Below are 18120 nucleotides of genomic sequence, written 5' to 3'. Positions count from 1 at the left end.
CTTCGTGCCCTTGTATGAAATCGGAGAAAGTAACATGAGCGAGACGGCAACCTGGCAGCCGAGCGCGTCCATTCCAAACCTGTTGAAACGCGCGGCGATAATGGCGGAAATTCGCCGTTTCTTTAGCGATCGCGGCGTGCTGGAGGTGGAGACGCCTTGCATGAGTCAGGCAACCGTGACGGATATTCACATGTTTCCGTTCCAGACCCGTTTCGTCGGCCCTGGCTATTCGCAGGGGATGGATCTCTATCTGATGACCAGCCCGGAATACCATATGAAGCGCCTGCTGGCCGCGGGCTGTGGCCCGGTGTTCCAGCTGTGTCGTAGCTTCCGCAATGAAGAGATGGGGCGTCACCACAATCCGGAATTCACGATGCTGGAGTGGTATCGTCCGTGCTATGACATGTATCGGCTGATTAACGAAGTCGATGACTTGCTTCAGCAGGTGCTGGAGTGCCAGCCGGCGGAAAGCCTCTCGTATCAGCAGGCGTTCCTGCGTCATCTTGAGCTTGATCCGCTGTCGGCCGATAAGACGCAGCTGCGTGAAGCGGCGGCGAAGCTCGATCTGAGCAACATTGCCGATACGGAAGAAGACCGGGATACCTTGCTGCAGCTGCTGTTTACCATGGGCGTCGAGCCGCATATTGGTAAAGATCGCCCGACCTTTGTCTATCACTTCCCGGCCAGTCAGGCGTCTCTGGCGCAAATCAGCACTGAAGATCATCGCGTGGCGGAGCGCTTTGAGGTCTATTACAAGGGTATTGAGCTGGCGAATGGTTTCCACGAGCTGACCGACGCGCGTGAACAGCAGCAGCGTTTCGAGCAGGATAACCGCAAACGAGCGGCTCGCGGCCTGCCGCAGCAGCCTATCGATCGGAATCTGCTTGATGCGCTGGCCGCCGGACTGCCGGACTGTTCCGGCGTGGCGCTGGGGGTCGATCGCGTGGTGATGCTGGCGCTGGGCGCCGAAAGCATCGGCGAAGTGATTGCCTTTACCGTCGATCGCGCCTGATTTGCCCGGCCGCTTCCCTTACCGAACGGGCTAAGGGAAGCGTGGTGATGGGGGAACGGATATCGCGCCGTACCGGCGCGATGGGTCTTACAGACTCCCCGCCGTGCGGCTGGATTTCCCGGCCGACGTCAGCGCCCGACTGCTTTTTCTGCCATCAATGCTTTCCAGACGCATCTGGAACGGCGGGAACGGCATATCGATACCGTGTTCGCGGTAGCCGGCCAGAATTAGCTGGTGGAGTTCGTGACGCAGCGGCATGCGATGCCCCATTTCGGCGGCGTAGATACGCAGCTCGAAAATCTGAATCCCCTGCTGCAGGTCGACGAGGAACGCTTCCGGTGCCGGCGTATCGATTACCAGTGAACAGCGGTGGGCGGCGGCGATCAGGATCTGCGTGACCTCTTCGGTGTTGGCATCCGCCGGTGCCGGGATGGTTAACACCACGCGAGTGACCGAGTCAGAGAGCGACCAGTTGATAAACTGCTCGGTGATGAAGGCCTTGTTAGGCACGATAATCTCTTTACGGTCCCAGTCGCTGATGGTGGTTGCGCGGGTATTGATGCGGGTGACGCTGCCGGTCAGATCGCGGATCGTGACCGTATCGCCAATACGTATCGGCTTTTCAAACAGGATGATCAGGCCGGAGATAAAGTTGGCGAAGATCTCCTGGAGACCAAAGCCCAGCCCCACGCCGAGGGCGGCGACCAGCCACTGCAGCTTGGCCCATTCAATCCCAATCATCGAGAAGCCCATCAGGCCGCCAATCAGCATCAGCAGATATTTGGTGATGGTGGTGATGGCATACCCGGTCCCCGGGGTGAGATCGAGGTGCTGCAGAATCGCCAGCTCCAGCAGCGCCGGTAAGTTTCGCACCAGCTGGGTGGTGATAATCAGCACCAGAATGGCAATCAGCACGGCGCCGAGGGTAATCGGCTCCAGACTTTCAACGCCCTGCACCGTCGAGGTGACATCCCACAACGAGATATTTTCGAGGAAGCCGAAGGCGGAGTGAATTTCTGACCACAGGACGATGACTGAGACCAGCGCGATCAGCATCAGCAGCGAACGGACCAGGCGCAGGGACTGCGTACTGATCGCATCGAGATCGATTTCACTCACTTCGTTCTCTGCGGAACCCTCAGGACTGCTGGAGTGGGCGACGTCATCTTCCCCGCGAGCACGCTGAGCGAGAATTTCCGCCCGTCGATGTTTCGCGCGGTCGAAGGCCAGCCGGCGGCGCTGGATCAGCATCCAGCGGCGAATGATGTGGTAGACCACCAGCAGCAGGAACCAGATAGCAACGGAGGTTTCCAGCCTTGCCAGCAGCGCCTGGGCGGTGGCCAGATAGCCGATCGCCGCCGCCAGCATGGCGATTAACGGCGCGCCGAGCAGCAGGTTCCACAGCATGCGGTTAACCATATTATCGCCGTTCCCGGCTTTATCGAGATAAAGCGGGATCCCGGCGTGCTTCAGGCTCAGGGTGACCAGCGCCAGCGCCCCGCAAATCAGCAGGAAGCAGAGGCGGCCGAGCGAAGCGGAAAACTCCCGGTCATTAAGATTATCAAACATGATCAGCGCGATAATCAGCGGCACGATCAGGCCGATGCTCATCAGGTAGTAGCGCATGGCTTTGCTGACGCGACTGCGCGGCCAGCCGAAATGCGCGATAAACAGGCCGTTCGGACGTGCAAAGGTGGCGCAAACCATCACCACCCACAGCAGCGGTACCGTGGCAGTGACGCTTTCGCCGATCGCCACCGCCAGCGGGAAGGGCCAAGCCGATTGCAGACCGTAGCCCAGCGTCATCCACAGTACGGGGAGGGGAGAGGCCACCAGAATCGACCAGAACACCGTGCGCAGCGTGAGCCAGAAATGATCCTGCGTGACTTTGCCGACGCGGGCGCTGGAGCGTTCGAGGAAACGGGTAAAATGACGGCGCGAGCTGATGCTGAAGCCCACCAGGATCAGCGCGCCAAACAGCGGCAGCAGCGTCTCCTTGCTGGTTAACATCATGGCGCTGGCTTTGCCAAGCTGGCTGACGGTATCGAGAGAGACCAGGCGGCGCAGGTCGTGGACGATTTCCAGCGGCCACGAAAAACCGATCGGGCTGACGTCTGACGTCCAGAACAGATAGCGGTGCGTTGCCTCATTGATCTCTTTCAGCGCATCTTCCAGCTGACCGTTGGAGACTTTCAGCTTGGTCAGCTCCAGAATCAGCGTATCGCCGCCCTGGAGCAGCGAATTAAGCAACTCAGTTTGCGTGCGCAGCTGCGCTTCCAGAATGCGGCTTTGTTCGCTGGTGAGCGGCTCGCCGTCCGCCTGGCGAATCAGACGCAGCTGCGGCTGGCTGCTGAGCAGATCCTCATAATGCAGACGCTGCACCCGTAGCTGCGCCATCTCGGTATCCAGCTGCTGCGGCTTCGGCGTTTCCGGCAGACGGGCTACCTGGGCACGCAGGGCTTCGCCCAGCAGGTTGGAGGATCCCAGCCATTGCGACTGTTCGCGCAGGGTATTCAGCGCCTGGCGCACCTGCAGCGTCTGGTTGGCCGCCTGACGCTGCTGCGAGGCCACCAGATCCATACGCTGGGCCTGCTGGTTCAGCGCCTGTGACAGCTCACGGTTGACTTTAAACTGGGCCACGAGCTCCGGCGGCAGGTTTTCACTGTTCTCTGCCAGCAGCTCGGTGCTTTCCAGCGCTTTCTCCGCTTCACGTTGACGCTGGCTGTTGAGCTGATTACGCAGCGCCTGCAGATAGCCGTCGAGCAGCTTGCCCTGTTTCTGCGCCAGATCGCCGCGCATCCGCGACAGCTCCTGACGATTGTTCGCCGAGAGCTGGGCCAGATCCAGTTCGTTCACCAGCGCTTTCAGGCGCGCAGATTCCGCCTGCAGACCAAGATTCTGTGCCTGCGCCAGCGGCGTATTGCTGGTTTGCGTGCCGACGCGGCGCTCAACTTCATTGAGCTGGCGACGCGCGTCGCTCTGCTGCTGCGGAAGCTGGTTAAGCGAGTCGGCGATATCGCGGGCGCGTTCCTGCTCCTGCTGGGCCTGGCGACTGGCTTCGAGCAGCTGACTGCTGACCTGCAGGATTTCCTGGTTCAGCGCATCCGTGGAGAGGTTGGTTGCGACCTGGCGCGGCTCATCGGGCAGATTGCCGATCTGCGAACGCAGCGTCTGGAAAAGTTTGGGGAAATTATCGATAACCTGCTGGTACTGGCGCGCGCGCTCAAGGGAGGCGCTGCGTTCCTCGAGCGCGTTCAGTGCAGATTGTAAGGCTTCAACGGTACCAGGCTGAGCGGGTTTTGCCGCCTTCGCCTGTTCCAGTTCCTGAGCGATCTGTTTCGCATCGGGGGCTGTCGCTGCATACGCCCCCAGACTGAGGCTCCAGGCCAGCAGGAAAATATATATCAGGCGCACGGCATAACCCTTTTTTGTCAGGAATTAACCTTCGTCTTGCGTCGCGTCGCTCAGTGGGCTGACGCCATCTGCGGTCGCGGACATCGTCTCTACGGCAGTCGCCAGCGGCTGGCCGAGTCGGGTGGCGGAGAGGCTTTGCAGCTGTTCAACCAGCTTTACTTTACCCGGAGCAAACAGGTTGATTACCGTAGAACCGAGCTTAAAGCGGCCCATCTCCTGGCCCTTCAGCAGCGCGACGGAACCTTCGCTGTCGCCCGCCGGCCAGGTCCAGCGTTTGATAACGCCTTCCCGTGGCGGGGTCACCGTACCGGACCAGACGGTTTCAATGCTGCCAACAATCGTGGCCCCCACCAGAATTTGCACCATCGGGCCAAATTCAGTATCAAACAGGCAGATAACGCGCTCGTTACGGGCAAACAGATTCGGAACGTTCTGTGCGGTCAGGTGGTTAACGGAGAACAGATCCCCCGGGACGTAGATCATTTCACGCAGGATACCGTTGCACGGCATGTGTACACGGTGATAGTCACGCGGCGACAGGTAGGTGGTGGCGAAGGTGCCGTTGCGGAACAGATCGGCCATCTGATAGTTCCCTGCCAGCAGCGCTTCCAGCGTGTAGTTGTGGCCTTTGGCCTGCAAAATTTTGTCGTCTTCGATGGCGCCCAGCTGGCTGATTACGCCATCGGCAGGCATGACCAGCACGTTAGGGTCGGTATTCAGCGGACGGGCGTCTTCGCGCAGCGGGCGCACGAAGAAATCGTTAAAGGTGCGGTAGCTGGCGGTATCAGGCTTTTGCGCCTCTTTCATATCGACCTTGTAGCATTTCACGAACAGATCGATGACCAGCTTTGTCAGCCAACCCGCTCGTTTGCTCGCACCCCAGCCTGCGAGGCGGGTGAGCCACAGTTTAGGCAGAATGTATTGCAGTGAAAGTTTAAGATCGTTTAACAAGGTAGCCTCCAGGCCATGATTTGTCGTTCCTGACCCCGTCAACGTGCGGGGTCCTGAAAAAAGGGGACGATTCTAACGATGCTCAGCTTAAATGTCAGTCATCGGATGATGAAAAGCTTTTACGCGTTTTTACCTGTACCTGAGTCATGCTTTCCAGAATGCGGTGATAGTTTGCAAAACGGCTCTCGGCGATGTGGCCATTTTCTACCGCTTCACGAATGGCGCAGCCCGGATCGGTATCGTGCTTGCAGTCGCGATATTTACAACGGCCTAAATAATCATGGAATTCGACAAAGCCGTGGGTAATTTGTTCCGCCTCCAGGTGCCACAGACCGAATTCGCGAACGCCGGGGGAGTCAATGACATCGCCGCCGTGCGGGAAGTGATAGAGGCGCGCGGCGGTGGTGGTGTGCTGGCCAAGTCCCGAGTTGTCAGACACGTCATTGGTCAGGATCTGATCCTCATGCAGACCCAGCAGCGCATTCAGCAGGCTGGATTTCCCTACCCCGGACTGCCCGGCAAAGATACTGATACGGTCAGTGAGCGCTTCCTCAAGCGGCTTGAGGCCATCCTGAGTACGGCTGGAAACCATCAGCACGCGATAGCCGATGCCGCGGTAGATATCCATCTGCTCGTTCACGAAGGCCATGCCGTCGGCATCCAGCAGATCGGTCTTATTGAGCACAATCAGCGGTTCAACGTCCAGCGTCTCGCAGGCGACCAGATAGCGGTCGATAATGTTCAGAGACAGTTCGGGTAGGATCGCGGAAACAATGACGATTTGATCGATATTGGCGGCGATGGGTTTGACGCCATCGTAAAAGTCTGGACGGGTCAGGACGGAGGTGCGGTCATGTACCGCTTCGACAATCCCTTTCACATTGACGCCGTCGGCAGCATCTTTACCTGGTCTCCAGACGACGCGATCGCCGGTAACCAGCGAACGGATTGTGCGGCGAATGTTGCAGCGGTGAACGCTACCGTCGGCGGATTCGACATCGGCATGCATGCCAAAGCGGCTGATGACGATCCCTTCAGAGGTTTCACCAAACAGGTTGTCATCGTAATCGGCCTTCTCCGAAGTCGTTTTCAGGCGGCGCTGGTGGTTGGCCTTCACGCGGCGCTGTTGGCCTTTGGAGAGTTTATTTTTACTCAATCGGACTGGCTCCTGGTCGCCCTAAGTGGGCAAAACCTCTATGATACACGCTATCTAAGATGAATATCGACCCGTCATCTTGCAAGATGCTGGTACGTTGCTTTGCCTGCATCCTGAAGCTTTACGGGCCAGAATTGTAAAATTATGGGTGGAAAATAGCATGAGTGCAGATGAAAACAACCTGATTTGGATCGATCTCGAAATGACCGGGCTGGATCCTGAGCGCGATCGCATTATTGAAATCGCCACTCTGGTGACCGATGCGCACCTGAATATTCTGGCGGAAGGGCCGACGATTGCGGTTCACCAGTCCGATGCGCAGCTGGCGCTGATGGATGAGTGGAACGTGCGCACCCATACCGGGAGCGGGCTGGTCGAACGCGTTAAGGCCAGCACCCTGGGCGATCGCGAAGCGGAACTGGCCACCCTCGAATTTCTTAAACAGTGGGTGCCGGCGGGCAAATCACCGATCTGCGGCAACAGCATTGGTCAGGATCGCCGTTTCCTGTTCAAATATATGCCTGAGCTGGAAGCTTATTTCCACTACCGCTACCTCGACGTCAGCACGCTGAAAGAGCTGGCGCGCCGATGGAAGCCGGAAATCCTTGATGGTTTTAAAAAGCAGGGTACCCATCAGGCGATGGATGATATTCGCGAGTCGGTAGCGGAACTGGCTTACTATCGCGAGAACTTTATCAAGCTGTAATGCCGGCGCCGGGGTCAGCTGGCCCCGGCGTTGCTATCTTATTTAAACCACTTCTGTTCCATCGCCTGGAAGTCAGGCGACGCCTTAACCACCTCCAGCGCGGCATTCATGGCATTGAGCAGCTCCGGATCGTCTTTACGTAGCGCAATGGCATATTGCTTGCCGTAATATTTCGGGTCGGTCGCTCGCTCATCCATCATGGCGTAGTCAGGATTCTCCTGCAGCCACGGGTCGAGGGTCGTCTGGTCGCCCATCACGGCATTCACGTTCCCCTCTTTCAGCGCGGCCAGAGCGCTGGCGTCATTGTCATACTCGATGACGTTGACCCCTTTTTGTTTATCGTGCAAATAACGCTGGTGGACGGTGCCTTTAACGACGCCGAGCTTCTTGCCCTTCAGATCGGCGAAGCGGTGGGCGGCCCCTTTTGTCGTCACCACCACGCCGGAGAGCGTTTGACGATAGGGCTGGGTAAAGGCAACCTGCTTTTCGCGCATGGGAATGACTTCAATACCGGCAATGATGGCATCGAATTTTTTAAAGCGCAGCGCGGGAATCAGCGTATTGAAGTCCTGAGGGGTAAATTTGCATTCGGCCTGCATCTGTTTGCACAGCGCTTTGGCCAGATCGATATCAAACCCCGAGGGCTGGTTTTTCGCATTCACGGTTTCAAAGGGCGGATTGGCCGTCGTGGTGCCGAAATGCAGCGTCGTCGCAGATGCTGTCCCTGCAGCAAGCAGCGTGGTCAGCAGCAGGACGGAAAGCGCTCTTGTCATCTGAATTTCCCTGTTTGTCATGGTTGTTGACCGTTAGCGGGTATCGCGACCCGGAAATCTGAGCGATTTTGCGCCTTTAGCGCGGTTGGAAAAAGTTATTTTGCCTTGTCCGATGCTTATTTGTACAATTTGGCGGTGTGTCTGGCGATAAAATGTCCATTCAGACAAAAAACACAAAAAAGTGTTCGCAGGGGGGTTGCAGGTAAATCGAATTCTCGTATAATGCGCCTCCCGTGACGAAGCAGAAATGCACATCACGGCGCCGTAGAAATATGGCAAGAAGTACGCGGGAATAGCTCAGTTGGTAGAGCACGACCTTGCCAAGGTCGGGGTCGCGAGTTCGAGTCTCGTTTCCCGCTCCAAAATTTGAAAGCACCATACCCAAGCGGGAATAGCTCAGTTGGTAGAGCACGACCTTGCCAAGGTCGGGGTCGCGAGTTCGAGTCTCGTTTCCCGCTCCAAAATTTGAAAGTCACCATACCCAAGCGGGAATAGCTCAGTTGGTAGAGCACGACCTTGCCAAGGTCGGGGTCGCGAGTTCGAGTCTCGTTTCCCGCTCCAAAATTTCTTCTCATCTCCAGTTTATCCACAGTGCAAAATCGCACCGGGGATGCTTTCCGCCGTCGCAAGAAAAATACTGTAAACAGAGTTATCCACAGGTTAAACGCTCGCCGCCTGACGTCGAAAAACTTCACTTCTTGAATGATATCTCTCTATCTATCTGATATTTAATAAATAAATTTCATTTCAAAGTGTTAATCCGATCACTTGACGAACGTCTGCGTGTTGAAACGCAATGTATTTTTGTTTTTATTCACAGCCTGTGAATGAATCAGGCATCCCTCGGTAACCCTTTCTCAATCACCCGGACCAGACGCTGTTTCTTCGGCAACTGCACTTCAATGACGTTGGCATTACGTTTCTCAATTTGTTGCGCGACCGCCCACTCAATGTGTTCATCGAGTAGTGGGTGCTCACCTCGGCGACTTTCCAGTGCCGTCAGATGCGCTTCATCCCAGGGCGCATTGCCCAATGCAACGGCAATATTCCGTAGCCAGCGCAGATGGCCAATCCGGCGAATGGCAGAACCCTCCGTCACCTTCAGAAAATGCGCTTCGCTCCAGGCAAACAGTTCTATCAGCGGCGGCGCATGCAGCGCTTTGCGAGGGCTGAAATCCGTTTCGTCCGTTAACTGCGAGAAGCGGTTCCACGGGCAAATCAGCTGGCAGTCATCGCAGCCGTAGATGCGGTTGCCGATAAGCGGGCGAAACGCCTCGGGAATGGCGCCTTCCAGCTCAATGGTCAGATAAGAGATACAGCGACGGGCATCCACGGTATAGGGTTCGACGATCGCGCCGGTGGGGCAGATAGTCATGCAGGCCACGCAACGGCCGCACTCTTCCGTCACCGGGCTGTCGATAGGGAGCGGAATATCAACGAGCAGTTCGCCGAGAAAAAAGAACGATCCGGCATCGCGGTTGAGAATAAGCGAGTGCTTGCCGGTCCAGCCAAGCCCGGCTTTTTCCGCCAAAGGGCGCTCCAGAATGGGCGCAGAATCGACAAACGGTCTAAAATTGAGCGAAGCACACTGTTCCTGAATCATCTCTCCGAGTTTTTTCAGGCGGTTACGCAATAGCTTATGATAATCACGCCCGAGGGCGTAGCGGCTGACGTAACCCAGCGAGGGATCTTTCAGGGTGCGGGCAAAAGCGGCGTTGGCGGGAAGATAGTTCATCCGCACGCTGATCACGCGTAACGTACCGGGCTGAAGCTCATGGGGACGGGCGCGCATCATTCCGTGACGCGCCATCCATTCCATCTCGCCGTGGTATTGTTTATCCAGCCATGCCTGCAGTTTAGGTTCGCTGGCGCTGAGATCGGTATCGGTAATCCCGACCTGCTGGAACCCCAGTTCAGTGCCCCACTGCTTGATTTGCTGCGCTAACTTATTGAGATCGAGGGGCTGAGACATGATGGACCATACGATGACGAAAAACCCTGTGAGTATACCACACTTCATCTGGCCTGCAGATGCGCTGCGGCGCGCGGAAAAAGCGGCGGCGGACAGTCTGGGGCTGACGCTGTTTGAGCTGATGATGCGGGCCGGGGAAGCGGCTTTTCAGCGGGCGCGAGCCGACTACCCTGCCAGCAAGCACTGGCTGATCCTCTGTGGTCATGGCAATAACGGTGGTGATGGCTACGTGGTGGCGCGCCTGGCGCAGGCCGACGGCATCGCGGTCACGCTGCTGGCCCTCGAGAGCGAGAAACCGCTGCCGGAAGAAGCCAGCGCCGCCCGTGATGCGTGGCTGAACGCCGGTGGAACCATCCACGCCGCAGATATTCCCTGGCCACAGGATATTTCACTCATTATCGACGGGCTTCTTGGCACCGGGCTGCATAGCGCTCCGCGGGAGAACATCGCGACCTTAATCCAGCGAGCGAATGCGCATCCTGCGCCGGTTGTGGCGCTGGATATCCCCTCGGGACTCAATGCGCAAACCGGGACCACCCCCGGGGCGGTGATAGATGCGGCCTGCACGATCACCTTTATTGGCCTCAAGCCCGGGCTGCTGACGGGCAAAGCCCGGGATGTGGTTGGCCGTCTGCACTACCACGCGCTGGGACTCGAAAGCTGGTTGGCTGCGCAGACGGTGCCGCTGCGGCGATTCGATGCGTCACAGCTGGCCGACTGGCTCCCGCCAAGACGTCCGACGTCGCATAAAGGCGATCACGGGAAGCTGGTGATTATCGGTGGCGATCGCGGTACCGCTGGCGCTATCCGCATGGCCGGTGAAGCGGCGTTACGGGCGGGGGCGGGTTTGGTGCGAGTGCTCACTCATAAAGAAAACATTGCCCCTGTCGTCGCCGCCAGGCCTGAATTAATGGTCCACGAGCTGACCACGCAAAGTATTGATGACAGCCTGCAATGGGCCGATGTGGTGGCGATTGGCCCCGGCCTTGGGCAAAACGAATGGGGAGCCCAGGCCCTGCGCCAGGTGTGGGATTGCCGCAAGCCGATGGTATGGGATGCGGATGCGTTGAACCTGCTGGCAATCAATCCCGATAAACGTCACAATCGTGTGTTGACGCCGCACCCCGGTGAAGCCGCCCGTATGCTGAACTGTAACGTAGCAGAAATTGAAAGCGATCGCTTACTTTCTGCGCAACGTCTGGTAAAACGTTACGGAGGCGTGGTGGTGCTGAAAGGCGCGGGCACGGTGGTGGCCAGCGAAGCAGGCGAGATGGCTATTATCGATGCCGGCAACGCCGGGATGGCCAGCGGCGGAATGGGCGATGTACTGACCGGTATTATCGCCGCACTGTCAGGACAACGGCTGACGCCGTATGATGCTGCCTGCGCCGGCTGCGTGGCGCATGGCGAAGCCGCTGACCGACTGGCTGCCCGCTATGGCAGCCGCGGGATGCTGGCGACCGATCTCTTTTCCACGCTCAGGCGTGTTGTTAACCCGGATGTGATTGACCTGAACCATGATGAACCGAGTGATTCCTTTAGCCGATGAGCAGGCAACTTTAGACCTTGGTGACCGTATTGCGCAGGCCTGTACTGGCGCGACGGTTATCTATCTGTATGGCGATTTAGGGGCGGGGAAAACGACCTTCAGCCGCGGCTTTTTACACGCGCTCGGCCATCGCGGGAATGTCAAAAGCCCGACCTATACGCTGGTGGAGCCCTACACGCTCGACAATCTGATGGTGTACCACTTTGACCTGTATCGTCTGGCGGACCCTGAAGAACTCGAATTTATGGGGATCCGTGATTATTTTGCTAACGATGCCATCTGCCTGGTGGAGTGGCCCCAACAAGGTGCGGGTGTATTGCCTGAGCCGGATGTCGAAATCCATCTTGCCTATCAGGCACAAGGGCGTGAGGCGCGCGTAACGGCGGTCTCTGCATTGGGTGAGTCTATATTGACGCGTTTAGCCTGAAGGATAACGGGATGATCTATCGCATAACCAGTTGGCTGGCCGCGACGCTGATGCTGTTTAGCATTCAGGCCACTGCGGCAAGTTTATCCGATATCCAGGTCGCAAATGGAGATCAGCAGGCCCGTATTACGATTAGCTTTATCGGCGATCCAGAATATTCGTTCAGTCCACAGGGCAAGCGTACCGTGGCGCTGGATATTAAGCAGAGCGGTGTGCTTCAGGGGCTACCGCTGCAGTTTAGCGGCAACAACCTGGTGAAAAGCATTCGGGCGGGAACGCCGCAGGATACTCAGACTCTGCGCCTGCTGGTGGACCTGACGGAAGATGGTAAAACCCGCGCGGTGAAGCAGCAGAATGGCTCAAACTACACCGTGGTTTTCACGATTAATGCCGATGCGCCGCCTCCGCCACCTCCGCCGCCGCCGGTAGTAGCTAAACGGGTCGAAGCCCCGCTGCAGCCTGTACGCCCGGCCGAGCCCGCACGGAATCCGTTCAAATCGTCGGGCAGCGAGCGACAAACGGCGATGACCAGCAGCCAGAGCGTGACGCGCCCGGTGAGCCGTGCGGTGGCGTCGGATGATAAGGTGATTATCGCTATTGATGCCGGTCACGGTGGGCAGGATCCCGGTGCGATTGGACCGAACGGCACCAAAGAGAAGAATGTCACGATTGCTATTGCCCGCAAACTGCGCGCGCTGTTAAATGCCGATCCACTCTTTAAGCCGGTATTGACCCGCGATGGGGATTACTTTATTTCGGTGATGGGGCGTTCGGACGTGGCGCGTAAGCAGAACGCTAACTTCCTGGTATCCATTCATGCCGATGCGGCACCGAATCGCGATGCTACCGGCGCGTCGGTATGGGTGCTCTCCAACCGTCGCGCGAACAGCGAGATGGCCGGCTGGCTCGAGCAGCATGAGAAGCAGTCTGAACTGCTTGGCGGGGCGGGCGATGTGCTGGCGAACAGCCAGTCCGATCCCTACCTCAGCCAGGCGGTACTGGATTTACAGTTCGGCCATTCCCAGCGCGTTGGCTATGATGTGGCAACCAACGTATTAAGCCAGCTGCAGCGGGTAGGCGATCTGCATAAACGCCGTCCTGAGCATGCCAGCCTTGGCGTATTGCGCTCGCCGGATATCCCGTCGATCCTGGTGGAAACCGGTTTTATCAGCAACACCGGGGAAGAGCGCCTGTTGGGCAGCGACAATTATCAGCAGCAGATTGCCGAAGCCATTTATAACGGTCTGCGTAACTACTTTATGCAACATCCGCTTCAGTCGGCACCGCGCGGAGAGACAGCCCAAACCGCCAGCGCCACTTCGCCTGGCAGGACGTTGATCAATTAAGGAGTCAGTCATGCCGATTCAGGTTCTACCGCCGCAGCTCGCCAACCAGATTGCCGCAGGTGAGGTGGTGGAACGTCCGGCGTCGGTGGTGAAGGAGCTGGTCGAAAACAGTCTCGACGCTGGCGCGACGCGCATTGATATTGATATTGAGCGCGGTGGCGCAAAGCTTATCCGCATTCGCGATAACGGCTGCGGGATCAAAAAGGACGAGCTGGCGCTGGCGCTGGCCCGTCATGCCACCAGTAAAATTGCCACGCTCGATGACCTGGAAGCGATTATCAGCCTCGGTTTTCGCGGCGAGGCGCTGGCCAGCATCAGCTCGGTTGCCCGACTGACGCTGACTTCCCGCACAGCGGAGCAGCAGGAGGCCTGGCAGGCCTACGCCGAGGGGCGCGATCAGGAGGTGACCGTCAAACCGGCGGCGCATCCGGTTGGTACCACGCTGGAAGTGCTGGATCTGTTTTACAATACCCCGGCGCGACGCAAGTTTATGCGCACCGAAAAGACCGAGTTTGGTCACATCGATGAAATTGTCAGACGCATTGCGCTGGCGCGTTTTGACGTCACCATTAACCTCAGCCATAACGGCAAAGCGGTGCGCCAGTATCGTGCGGTGCCTGAGGGCGGCCAGCGCGAACGGCGGCTGGGCGCGATCTGCGGCATGCCGTTTCTCGAACATGCCCTGGCGATCGAGTGGCAGCATGGCGATCTGACTCTGCGCGGCTGGGTGGCCGATCCTTTACATACCAACCCGACGCTGGCGGAAATTCAGTATTGCTACGTCAATGGCCGCATGATGCGCGATCGTTTAATCAATCATGCGATTCGTCAGGCCTGCGAAGATAAGCTGGGGGCCGACCAGCAGCCGGCATTTGTGCTTTACCTGGAGATCGATCCGCACCAGGTGGATGTTAACGTCCACCCGGCGAAGCATGAAGTCCGTTTCCACCAGTCGCGTCTGGTGCATGATTTTATCTATCAGGGCGTATTGAGCGTGCTCCAGCAGCAGCTTAACGCCCCGCTGGCAGAAGAACACGAAGCTGAGCCGGTGCGCCCGACGGTCCCGGAAAACCGGGTGGCGGCGGGCGGCAACCACTTTGCCCAGCCGGCGGCGGCTCGTGAGCCCGCCGCACCACGCTATAGCAGCGAGGCGCCGCGCCCGTCGCCGGGAGCCGCGGCTGCGGGCGCAGCCAGCTGGCCGCATGCGCAGCCCGGCTATCAGAAACAGCAGGGGGCGCTCTATCGCCAGCTGCTGGAAACACCGGCGGTGGAACGCAAAAGCAGCGCGCCGGCGCCTGCAGCGGACGGCCTCTCCGGGCACAGCCAAAGCTTTGGCCGCGTACTGACTATCGTGGCTGGTGATTGCGCCCTGCTGGAGCGAGACGGCAAGCTGGCGCTGCTGTCGTTGCCGGTTGCTGAACGCTGGCTGCGGCAGGCGCAGCTGACGCCGGAGGTTGAGCCGGTGTGCGCTCAGCCGCTGCTGATCCCGCTGCGGCTGAAAGCGTCCGCCGCGGAGAAAGCGGCGCTGGATAAAGCGCAGTCGGCGCTGGCGTTACTGGGTATCGATCTGCAGTCTGACGCGCAACATTTGACGGTTCGCGCCGTGCCTTTACCCTTAAGACAACAAAATTTACAAATCTTGATTCCTGAACTGATAGGCTACCTGGCGCAGCAAAAGGCATTCGACGTCGGCAACATCGCGCAGTGGATTGCGCGTAATCTGGCGAGCGAACATGCGCAGTGGAATATGGCGCAGGCGATTACCGTGCTGGCCGACGTTGAACGTTTGTGCCCGCAACTGGTAAAAGCGCCGCCGGGTGGTCTGTTACAACCTGTTGATTTACATTCGGCGATGACTGCCCTGAAAGATGAGTGATACCACCACGGCGAGCCTGCCTAAGGCAATATTTTTAATGGGCCCGACGGCCTCCGGTAAAACCGCCTTAGCGATTGCTTTGCGTAAAATTTTACCGGTAGAGTTGATTAGTGTTGATTCCGCCCTTATCTATCGAGGAATGGACATTGGCACTGCCAAGCCAGATGCCGCGGAGCTGAGCGCTGCGCCGCATCGGCTGCTGGATATTCGCGATCCGGCAGAGGCTTATTCCGCGGCGGATTTTCGCCGCGATGCGCTGGCTGAAATGGCGGAGATCGTCGCAGCCGGGCGTATTCCGCTACTGGTTGGCGGAACAATGTTGTATTTCAAAGCGTTGCTGGAAGGATTGTCGCCGTTACCGTCGGCGGATCCACAGGTCAGGGCTAAAATTGAGCAGCAGGCAGCAGAGCAGGGGTGGCACGCGTTGCACCGGCAGCTACAGGAGATCGATCCCGTTGCCGCCGCGCGTATTCATCCAAATGATCCGCAAAGACTTTCCCGGGCACTGGAAGTTTTTTTCATTTCGGGTAAAACTTTAACGGAACTGACGCAAACGTCAGGAGACGCTCTGCCGTACCAGGTGCATCAGTTCGCCATCGCCCCGGCGAGCCGTGAACTGCTCCATCAACGCATAGAGCAGCGTTTTCATCAGATGTTAGCTTCGGGTTTTGAAGCAGAAGTACGGGCGCTTTTTGCCCGCGGAGATTTGCATACGGATATGCCTTCCATTCGTTGTGTCGGATACCGCCAGATGTGGTCATATCTTGATGGCGAGATCCCGTATGATGAAATGGTTTATCGAGGTGTTTGCGCCACGAGACAGTTAGCGAAACGTCAGATGACCTGGTTACGTGGCTGGGAAGATATTCACTGGTTAGATAGTGAACATCCTGAACAGGCGCTCAACAAAGTATTACAGGTAGTTGGTGCGAGCCAGGACTGAACGTGTACAATTAAACGGTATCGTGCGTAATTTTTTTTAAGAATCGTAAGGTTCTGAGTACAAAACAAGCATACATATAAGGAAAAGAGAGAATGGCTAAGGGGCAATCTTTACAAGATCCGTTCCTGAACGCTTTGCGTCGGGAACGCGTTCCGGTTTCTATTTATTTGGTGAATGGTATTAAGCTGCAAGGGCAAATTGAGTCTTTCGATCAGTTCGTGATCCTGTTGAAAAACACGGTCAGCCAGATGGTCTACAAGCACGCAATTTCTACTGTTGTCCCGTCTCGCCCGGTGTCTCACCACAGCAATAATGCTGGCGGCGGTACAAGCAACTATCACCACGGTGGTAGCGCGCAGGGTTCATCTGCGCCGCAGCAAGACAGCGAAGACACCGAATAAGGTTGATGCTGTTTTTCCATGCCGGGGAGCCAGGTTTATTCGATGCGTTTCAGGTTGCAGAAAGGCGGCGCGTAGTGACTCCCCAGCCATTTGCGTAAGTAGATGACTGGGGTGAATAACAAATTTGCCAGGGGCAGATTTGAACGACGCGTGTGGCGGCCCGGCCAGAGTCGGGCAAGAAAGCCAACGTCCATGCGGCCTGAAAGACAACGGGTAACTGTGTTCCCCGCTGGTATTTTATAAGGGGTTTACGCTTGTTTGACCGTTATGATGCCGGTGAGCAGGCGGTGCTGGTACACATCTATTTTTCGCAAGACAAAGATATGGAAGACCTTCAGGAGTTTGAATCCCTGGTCTCCTCTGCCGGTGTCGAAGCAATGCAGGTGATTACCGGTAGCCGTAAAGCACCGCACCCAAAATATTTTGTTGGTGAAGGTAAGGCTGTCGAAATTGCGGAAGCCGTAAAAGCGACCGGCGCGTCAGTCGTGCTGTTCGATCATGCCCTGAGCCCGGCTCAGGAACGAAATCTGGAACGCTTATGCGAATGCCGGGTTATCGATCGCACAGGTCTTATCTTAGATATTTTTGCCCAGCGCGCGCGTACCCATGAAGGGAAACTGCAGGTTGAGCTGGCACAGCTGCGCCATATGGCCACGCGCCTGGTTCGCGGCTGGACCCACCTTGAAAGACAGAAAGGCGGGATTGGTTTGCGCGGCCCGGGTGAAACCCAGCTCGAAACTGACCGTCGGCTCCTGCGCAATCGGATAATGCAGATCCTGTCGCGACTGGAGAAAGTGTCAAAACAGCGTGAGCAAGGACGGCGGTCACGAGCCAAAGCCGATATTCCAACCGTCTCGCTGGTGGGGTACACCAACGCCGGAAAATCAACGCTGTTTAACCAGATAACGGAAGCCGAGGTCTACGCTGCGAACCAGCTGTTCGCGACGCTGGATCCGACGCTGCGCCGCATTGATGTTACCGATGTCGGCGAGACCGTGCTTGCGGATACCGTGGGCTTTATTCGCCATCTGCCGCACGACCTGGTCGCGGCGTTTAAAGCCACTTTGCAGGAGACGCGTCAGGCGACGCTGCTGCTGCACGTGATTGATGCAGCCGATGTTCGGGTGCAGGAAAACATTGATGCAGTCAATACGGTCCTCGCGGAAATTGAGGCCGATGAGATCCCGATGCTGCTGGTGATGAACAAAATCGACATGCTGGATGATTTTGAACCGCGTATCGATAGAGATGAAGAGAATAAACCGATTCGGGTCTGGCTCTCCGCCCAGACCGGGGTTGGCGTACCACTGCTTTTTCAGGCTTTGACGGAACGGCTTTCCGGTGAAGTAGCGCAGCACACGTTGCGTCTACCGCCACAGGAAGGGCGACTGAGAAGTCGGTTCTATCAGCTTCAGGCGATAGAAAAAGAGTGGCTGGAGGATGACGGCAGCGTGGGTCTGCAGGTGCGCATGCCGATCGTTGACTGGCGTCGCCTCTGTAAACAAGAGCCAGCGCTGGTTGATTACGTGATTTGACCTTGCAGCTTGCCTGAAGATATTAACCCCTGTGGGGATATCAAAAACAAATATGGAGC

The 18120-nt window shown here is 57.4% G+C and carries 14 protein-coding genes and 3 tRNA genes; 12 read left to right on the top strand and 5 right to left on the bottom strand.

Annotated elements, in window-relative coordinates; all coding sequences use genetic code 11:
* Window positions 1-34: 34 nt before the first annotated feature.
* Window positions 35-1012, top strand: a complete 978-nt coding sequence (gene epmA / locus DSD31_RS23625; protein WP_004856995.1) for an elongation factor P--(R)-beta-lysine ligase — start codon at window positions 35-37, stop codon at window positions 1010-1012.
* 87 nt (window positions 1013-1099) lie between these two features.
* Here the strand turns inward: epmA and mscM are convergent, their stop codons facing one another.
* The 3 genes from mscM to rsgA form a co-directional block, all read right to left on the bottom strand.
* The gene (gene mscM / locus DSD31_RS23620) at window positions 1100-4426 is read right to left on the bottom strand and encodes a miniconductance mechanosensitive channel MscM (RefSeq protein WP_015585332.1); all 3327 of its coding nucleotides are present in this window, start codon (window positions 4424-4426) and stop codon (window positions 1100-1102) included.
* A 24-nt stretch (window positions 4427-4450) separates the two neighbouring features.
* Window positions 4451-5377, bottom strand: a complete 927-nt coding sequence (asd, locus tag DSD31_RS23615) for an archaetidylserine decarboxylase (RefSeq protein WP_015585331.1) — start codon at window positions 5375-5377, stop codon at window positions 4451-4453.
* 94 nt (window positions 5378-5471) lie between these two features.
* Window positions 5472-6533 carry a small ribosomal subunit biogenesis GTPase RsgA gene (gene rsgA, locus DSD31_RS23610; protein ID WP_004857004.1) on the bottom strand — a complete coding sequence of 354 codons (1062 nt, stop codon included), beginning with the start codon at window positions 6531-6533 and terminating at the stop codon, window positions 5472-5474.
* A gap of 160 nt (window positions 6534-6693) precedes the next feature.
* Between rsgA and orn the strand changes: the two genes are divergently transcribed.
* Window positions 6694-7239 carry an oligoribonuclease gene (orn, locus tag DSD31_RS23600; protein ID WP_004857009.1) on the top strand — a complete coding sequence of 182 codons (546 nt, stop codon included), beginning with the start codon at window positions 6694-6696 and terminating at the stop codon, window positions 7237-7239.
* A gap of 38 nt (window positions 7240-7277) precedes the next feature.
* Here the strand turns inward: orn and DSD31_RS23595 are convergent, their stop codons facing one another.
* Window positions 7278-8012 (bottom strand): arginine ABC transporter substrate-binding protein, encoded by a 735-nt coding sequence (locus tag DSD31_RS23595; RefSeq protein ID WP_004857012.1) that lies wholly within the window; start codon window positions 8010-8012, stop codon window positions 7278-7280.
* Between the two features lie 286 nt (window positions 8013-8298).
* On the opposite strand from DSD31_RS23595, the gene DSD31_RS23590 reads away from it, so the two are divergent.
* The 3 genes from DSD31_RS23590 (at window position 8299) to DSD31_RS23580 (ending at window position 8573) form a co-directional block, all read left to right on the top strand.
* A tRNA-Gly gene (locus tag DSD31_RS23590) sits at window positions 8299-8374 on the top strand.
* A 23-nt stretch (window positions 8375-8397) separates the two neighbouring features.
* Window positions 8398-8473 (top strand) — tRNA-Gly (locus DSD31_RS23585).
* 24 nt (window positions 8474-8497) lie between these two features.
* Window positions 8498-8573: transfer RNA gene (locus DSD31_RS23580), tRNA-Gly, on the top strand.
* A gap of 271 nt (window positions 8574-8844) precedes the next feature.
* Here the strand turns inward: DSD31_RS23580 and queG are convergent.
* Complete coding sequence (gene queG, locus DSD31_RS23575; protein WP_004857015.1) at window positions 8845-9984, bottom strand: tRNA epoxyqueuosine(34) reductase QueG; 1140 nt, start codon at window positions 9982-9984, stop codon at window positions 8845-8847.
* A 13-nt stretch (window positions 9985-9997) separates the two neighbouring features.
* Between queG and nnr the strand changes: the two genes are divergently transcribed.
* The 7 genes from nnr (at window position 9998) to hflX (ending at window position 18061) form a co-directional block, all read left to right on the top strand.
* Window positions 9998-11533, top strand: coding sequence for a bifunctional ADP-dependent NAD(P)H-hydrate dehydratase/NAD(P)H-hydrate epimerase (nnr, locus tag DSD31_RS23570; RefSeq protein WP_160873630.1), 1536 nt, complete (start codon window positions 9998-10000; stop codon window positions 11531-11533).
* Window positions 11502-11960, top strand: coding sequence for a tRNA (adenosine(37)-N6)-threonylcarbamoyltransferase complex ATPase subunit type 1 TsaE (gene tsaE / locus DSD31_RS23565; protein WP_004857020.1), 459 nt, complete (start codon window positions 11502-11504; stop codon window positions 11958-11960). The genes nnr and tsaE overlap by 32 nt, the downstream gene beginning before the upstream one ends.
* Before the next feature lie 11 nt (window positions 11961-11971).
* Window positions 11972-13306, top strand: coding sequence for an N-acetylmuramoyl-L-alanine amidase AmiB (gene amiB / locus DSD31_RS23560; protein WP_004857023.1), 1335 nt, complete (start codon window positions 11972-11974; stop codon window positions 13304-13306).
* 10 nt (window positions 13307-13316) lie between these two features.
* Window positions 13317-15182, top strand: a complete 1866-nt coding sequence (gene mutL, locus DSD31_RS23555; protein ID WP_015585327.1) for a DNA mismatch repair endonuclease MutL — start codon at window positions 13317-13319, stop codon at window positions 15180-15182.
* Window positions 15175-16125 (top strand): tRNA (adenosine(37)-N6)-dimethylallyltransferase MiaA, encoded by a 951-nt coding sequence (gene miaA / locus DSD31_RS23550; protein ID WP_004857032.1) that lies wholly within the window; start codon window positions 15175-15177, stop codon window positions 16123-16125. Before mutL ends, miaA begins: the two co-directional genes overlap by 8 nt.
* Window positions 16126-16217: 92 nt before the next feature.
* Window positions 16218-16526 carry an RNA chaperone Hfq gene (gene hfq, locus DSD31_RS23545; protein ID WP_004857035.1) on the top strand — a complete coding sequence of 103 codons (309 nt, stop codon included), beginning with the start codon at window positions 16218-16220 and terminating at the stop codon, window positions 16524-16526.
* A gap of 254 nt (window positions 16527-16780) precedes the next feature.
* Window positions 16781-18061 carry a ribosome rescue GTPase HflX gene (gene hflX / locus DSD31_RS23540; RefSeq protein WP_004857038.1) on the top strand — a complete coding sequence of 427 codons (1281 nt, stop codon included), beginning with the start codon at window positions 16781-16783 and terminating at the stop codon, window positions 18059-18061.
* Window positions 18062-18120: the final 59 nt, after the last annotated feature.

It is taken from the genome of Klebsiella sp. X13 (genome assembly GCF_003323835.1).
Classification (GTDB): Bacteria; Pseudomonadota; Gammaproteobacteria; order Enterobacterales; family Enterobacteriaceae; genus Klebsiella; species Klebsiella ornithinolytica.
The sequence above is the reverse complement of the archived record's forward strand: the minus strand, read 5'-3'. Positions and strand labels throughout refer to the sequence as shown.

Coding starts and splice junctions, on each gene's coding strand:
- epmA (WP_004856995.1), top strand. CDS start 35: ATGAGCGAGACGGCAACCTGGCAGCCGAGCGCGTCCATTCCAAACCTG.
- orn (WP_004857009.1), top strand. CDS start 6,694: ATGAGTGCAGATGAAAACAACCTGATTTGGATCGATCTCGAAATGACC.
- DSD31_RS23595 (WP_004857012.1), bottom strand. CDS start 8,012: ATGACAAGAGCGCTTTCCGTCCTGCTGCTGACCACGCTGCTTGCTGCA.
- queG (WP_004857015.1), bottom strand. CDS start 9,984: ATGTCTCAGCCCCTCGATCTCAATAAGTTAGCGCAGCAAATCAAGCAG.
- nnr (WP_160873630.1), top strand. CDS start 9,998: ATGACGAAAAACCCTGTGAGTATACCACACTTCATCTGGCCTGCAGAT.
- tsaE (WP_004857020.1), top strand. CDS start 11,502: ATGATGAACCGAGTGATTCCTTTAGCCGATGAGCAGGCAACTTTAGAC.
- amiB (WP_004857023.1), top strand. CDS start 11,972: ATGATCTATCGCATAACCAGTTGGCTGGCCGCGACGCTGATGCTGTTT.
- mutL (WP_015585327.1), top strand. CDS start 13,317: ATGCCGATTCAGGTTCTACCGCCGCAGCTCGCCAACCAGATTGCCGCA.
- miaA (WP_004857032.1), top strand. CDS start 15,175: ATGAGTGATACCACCACGGCGAGCCTGCCTAAGGCAATATTTTTAATG.
- hfq (WP_004857035.1), top strand. CDS start 16,218: ATGGCTAAGGGGCAATCTTTACAAGATCCGTTCCTGAACGCTTTGCGT.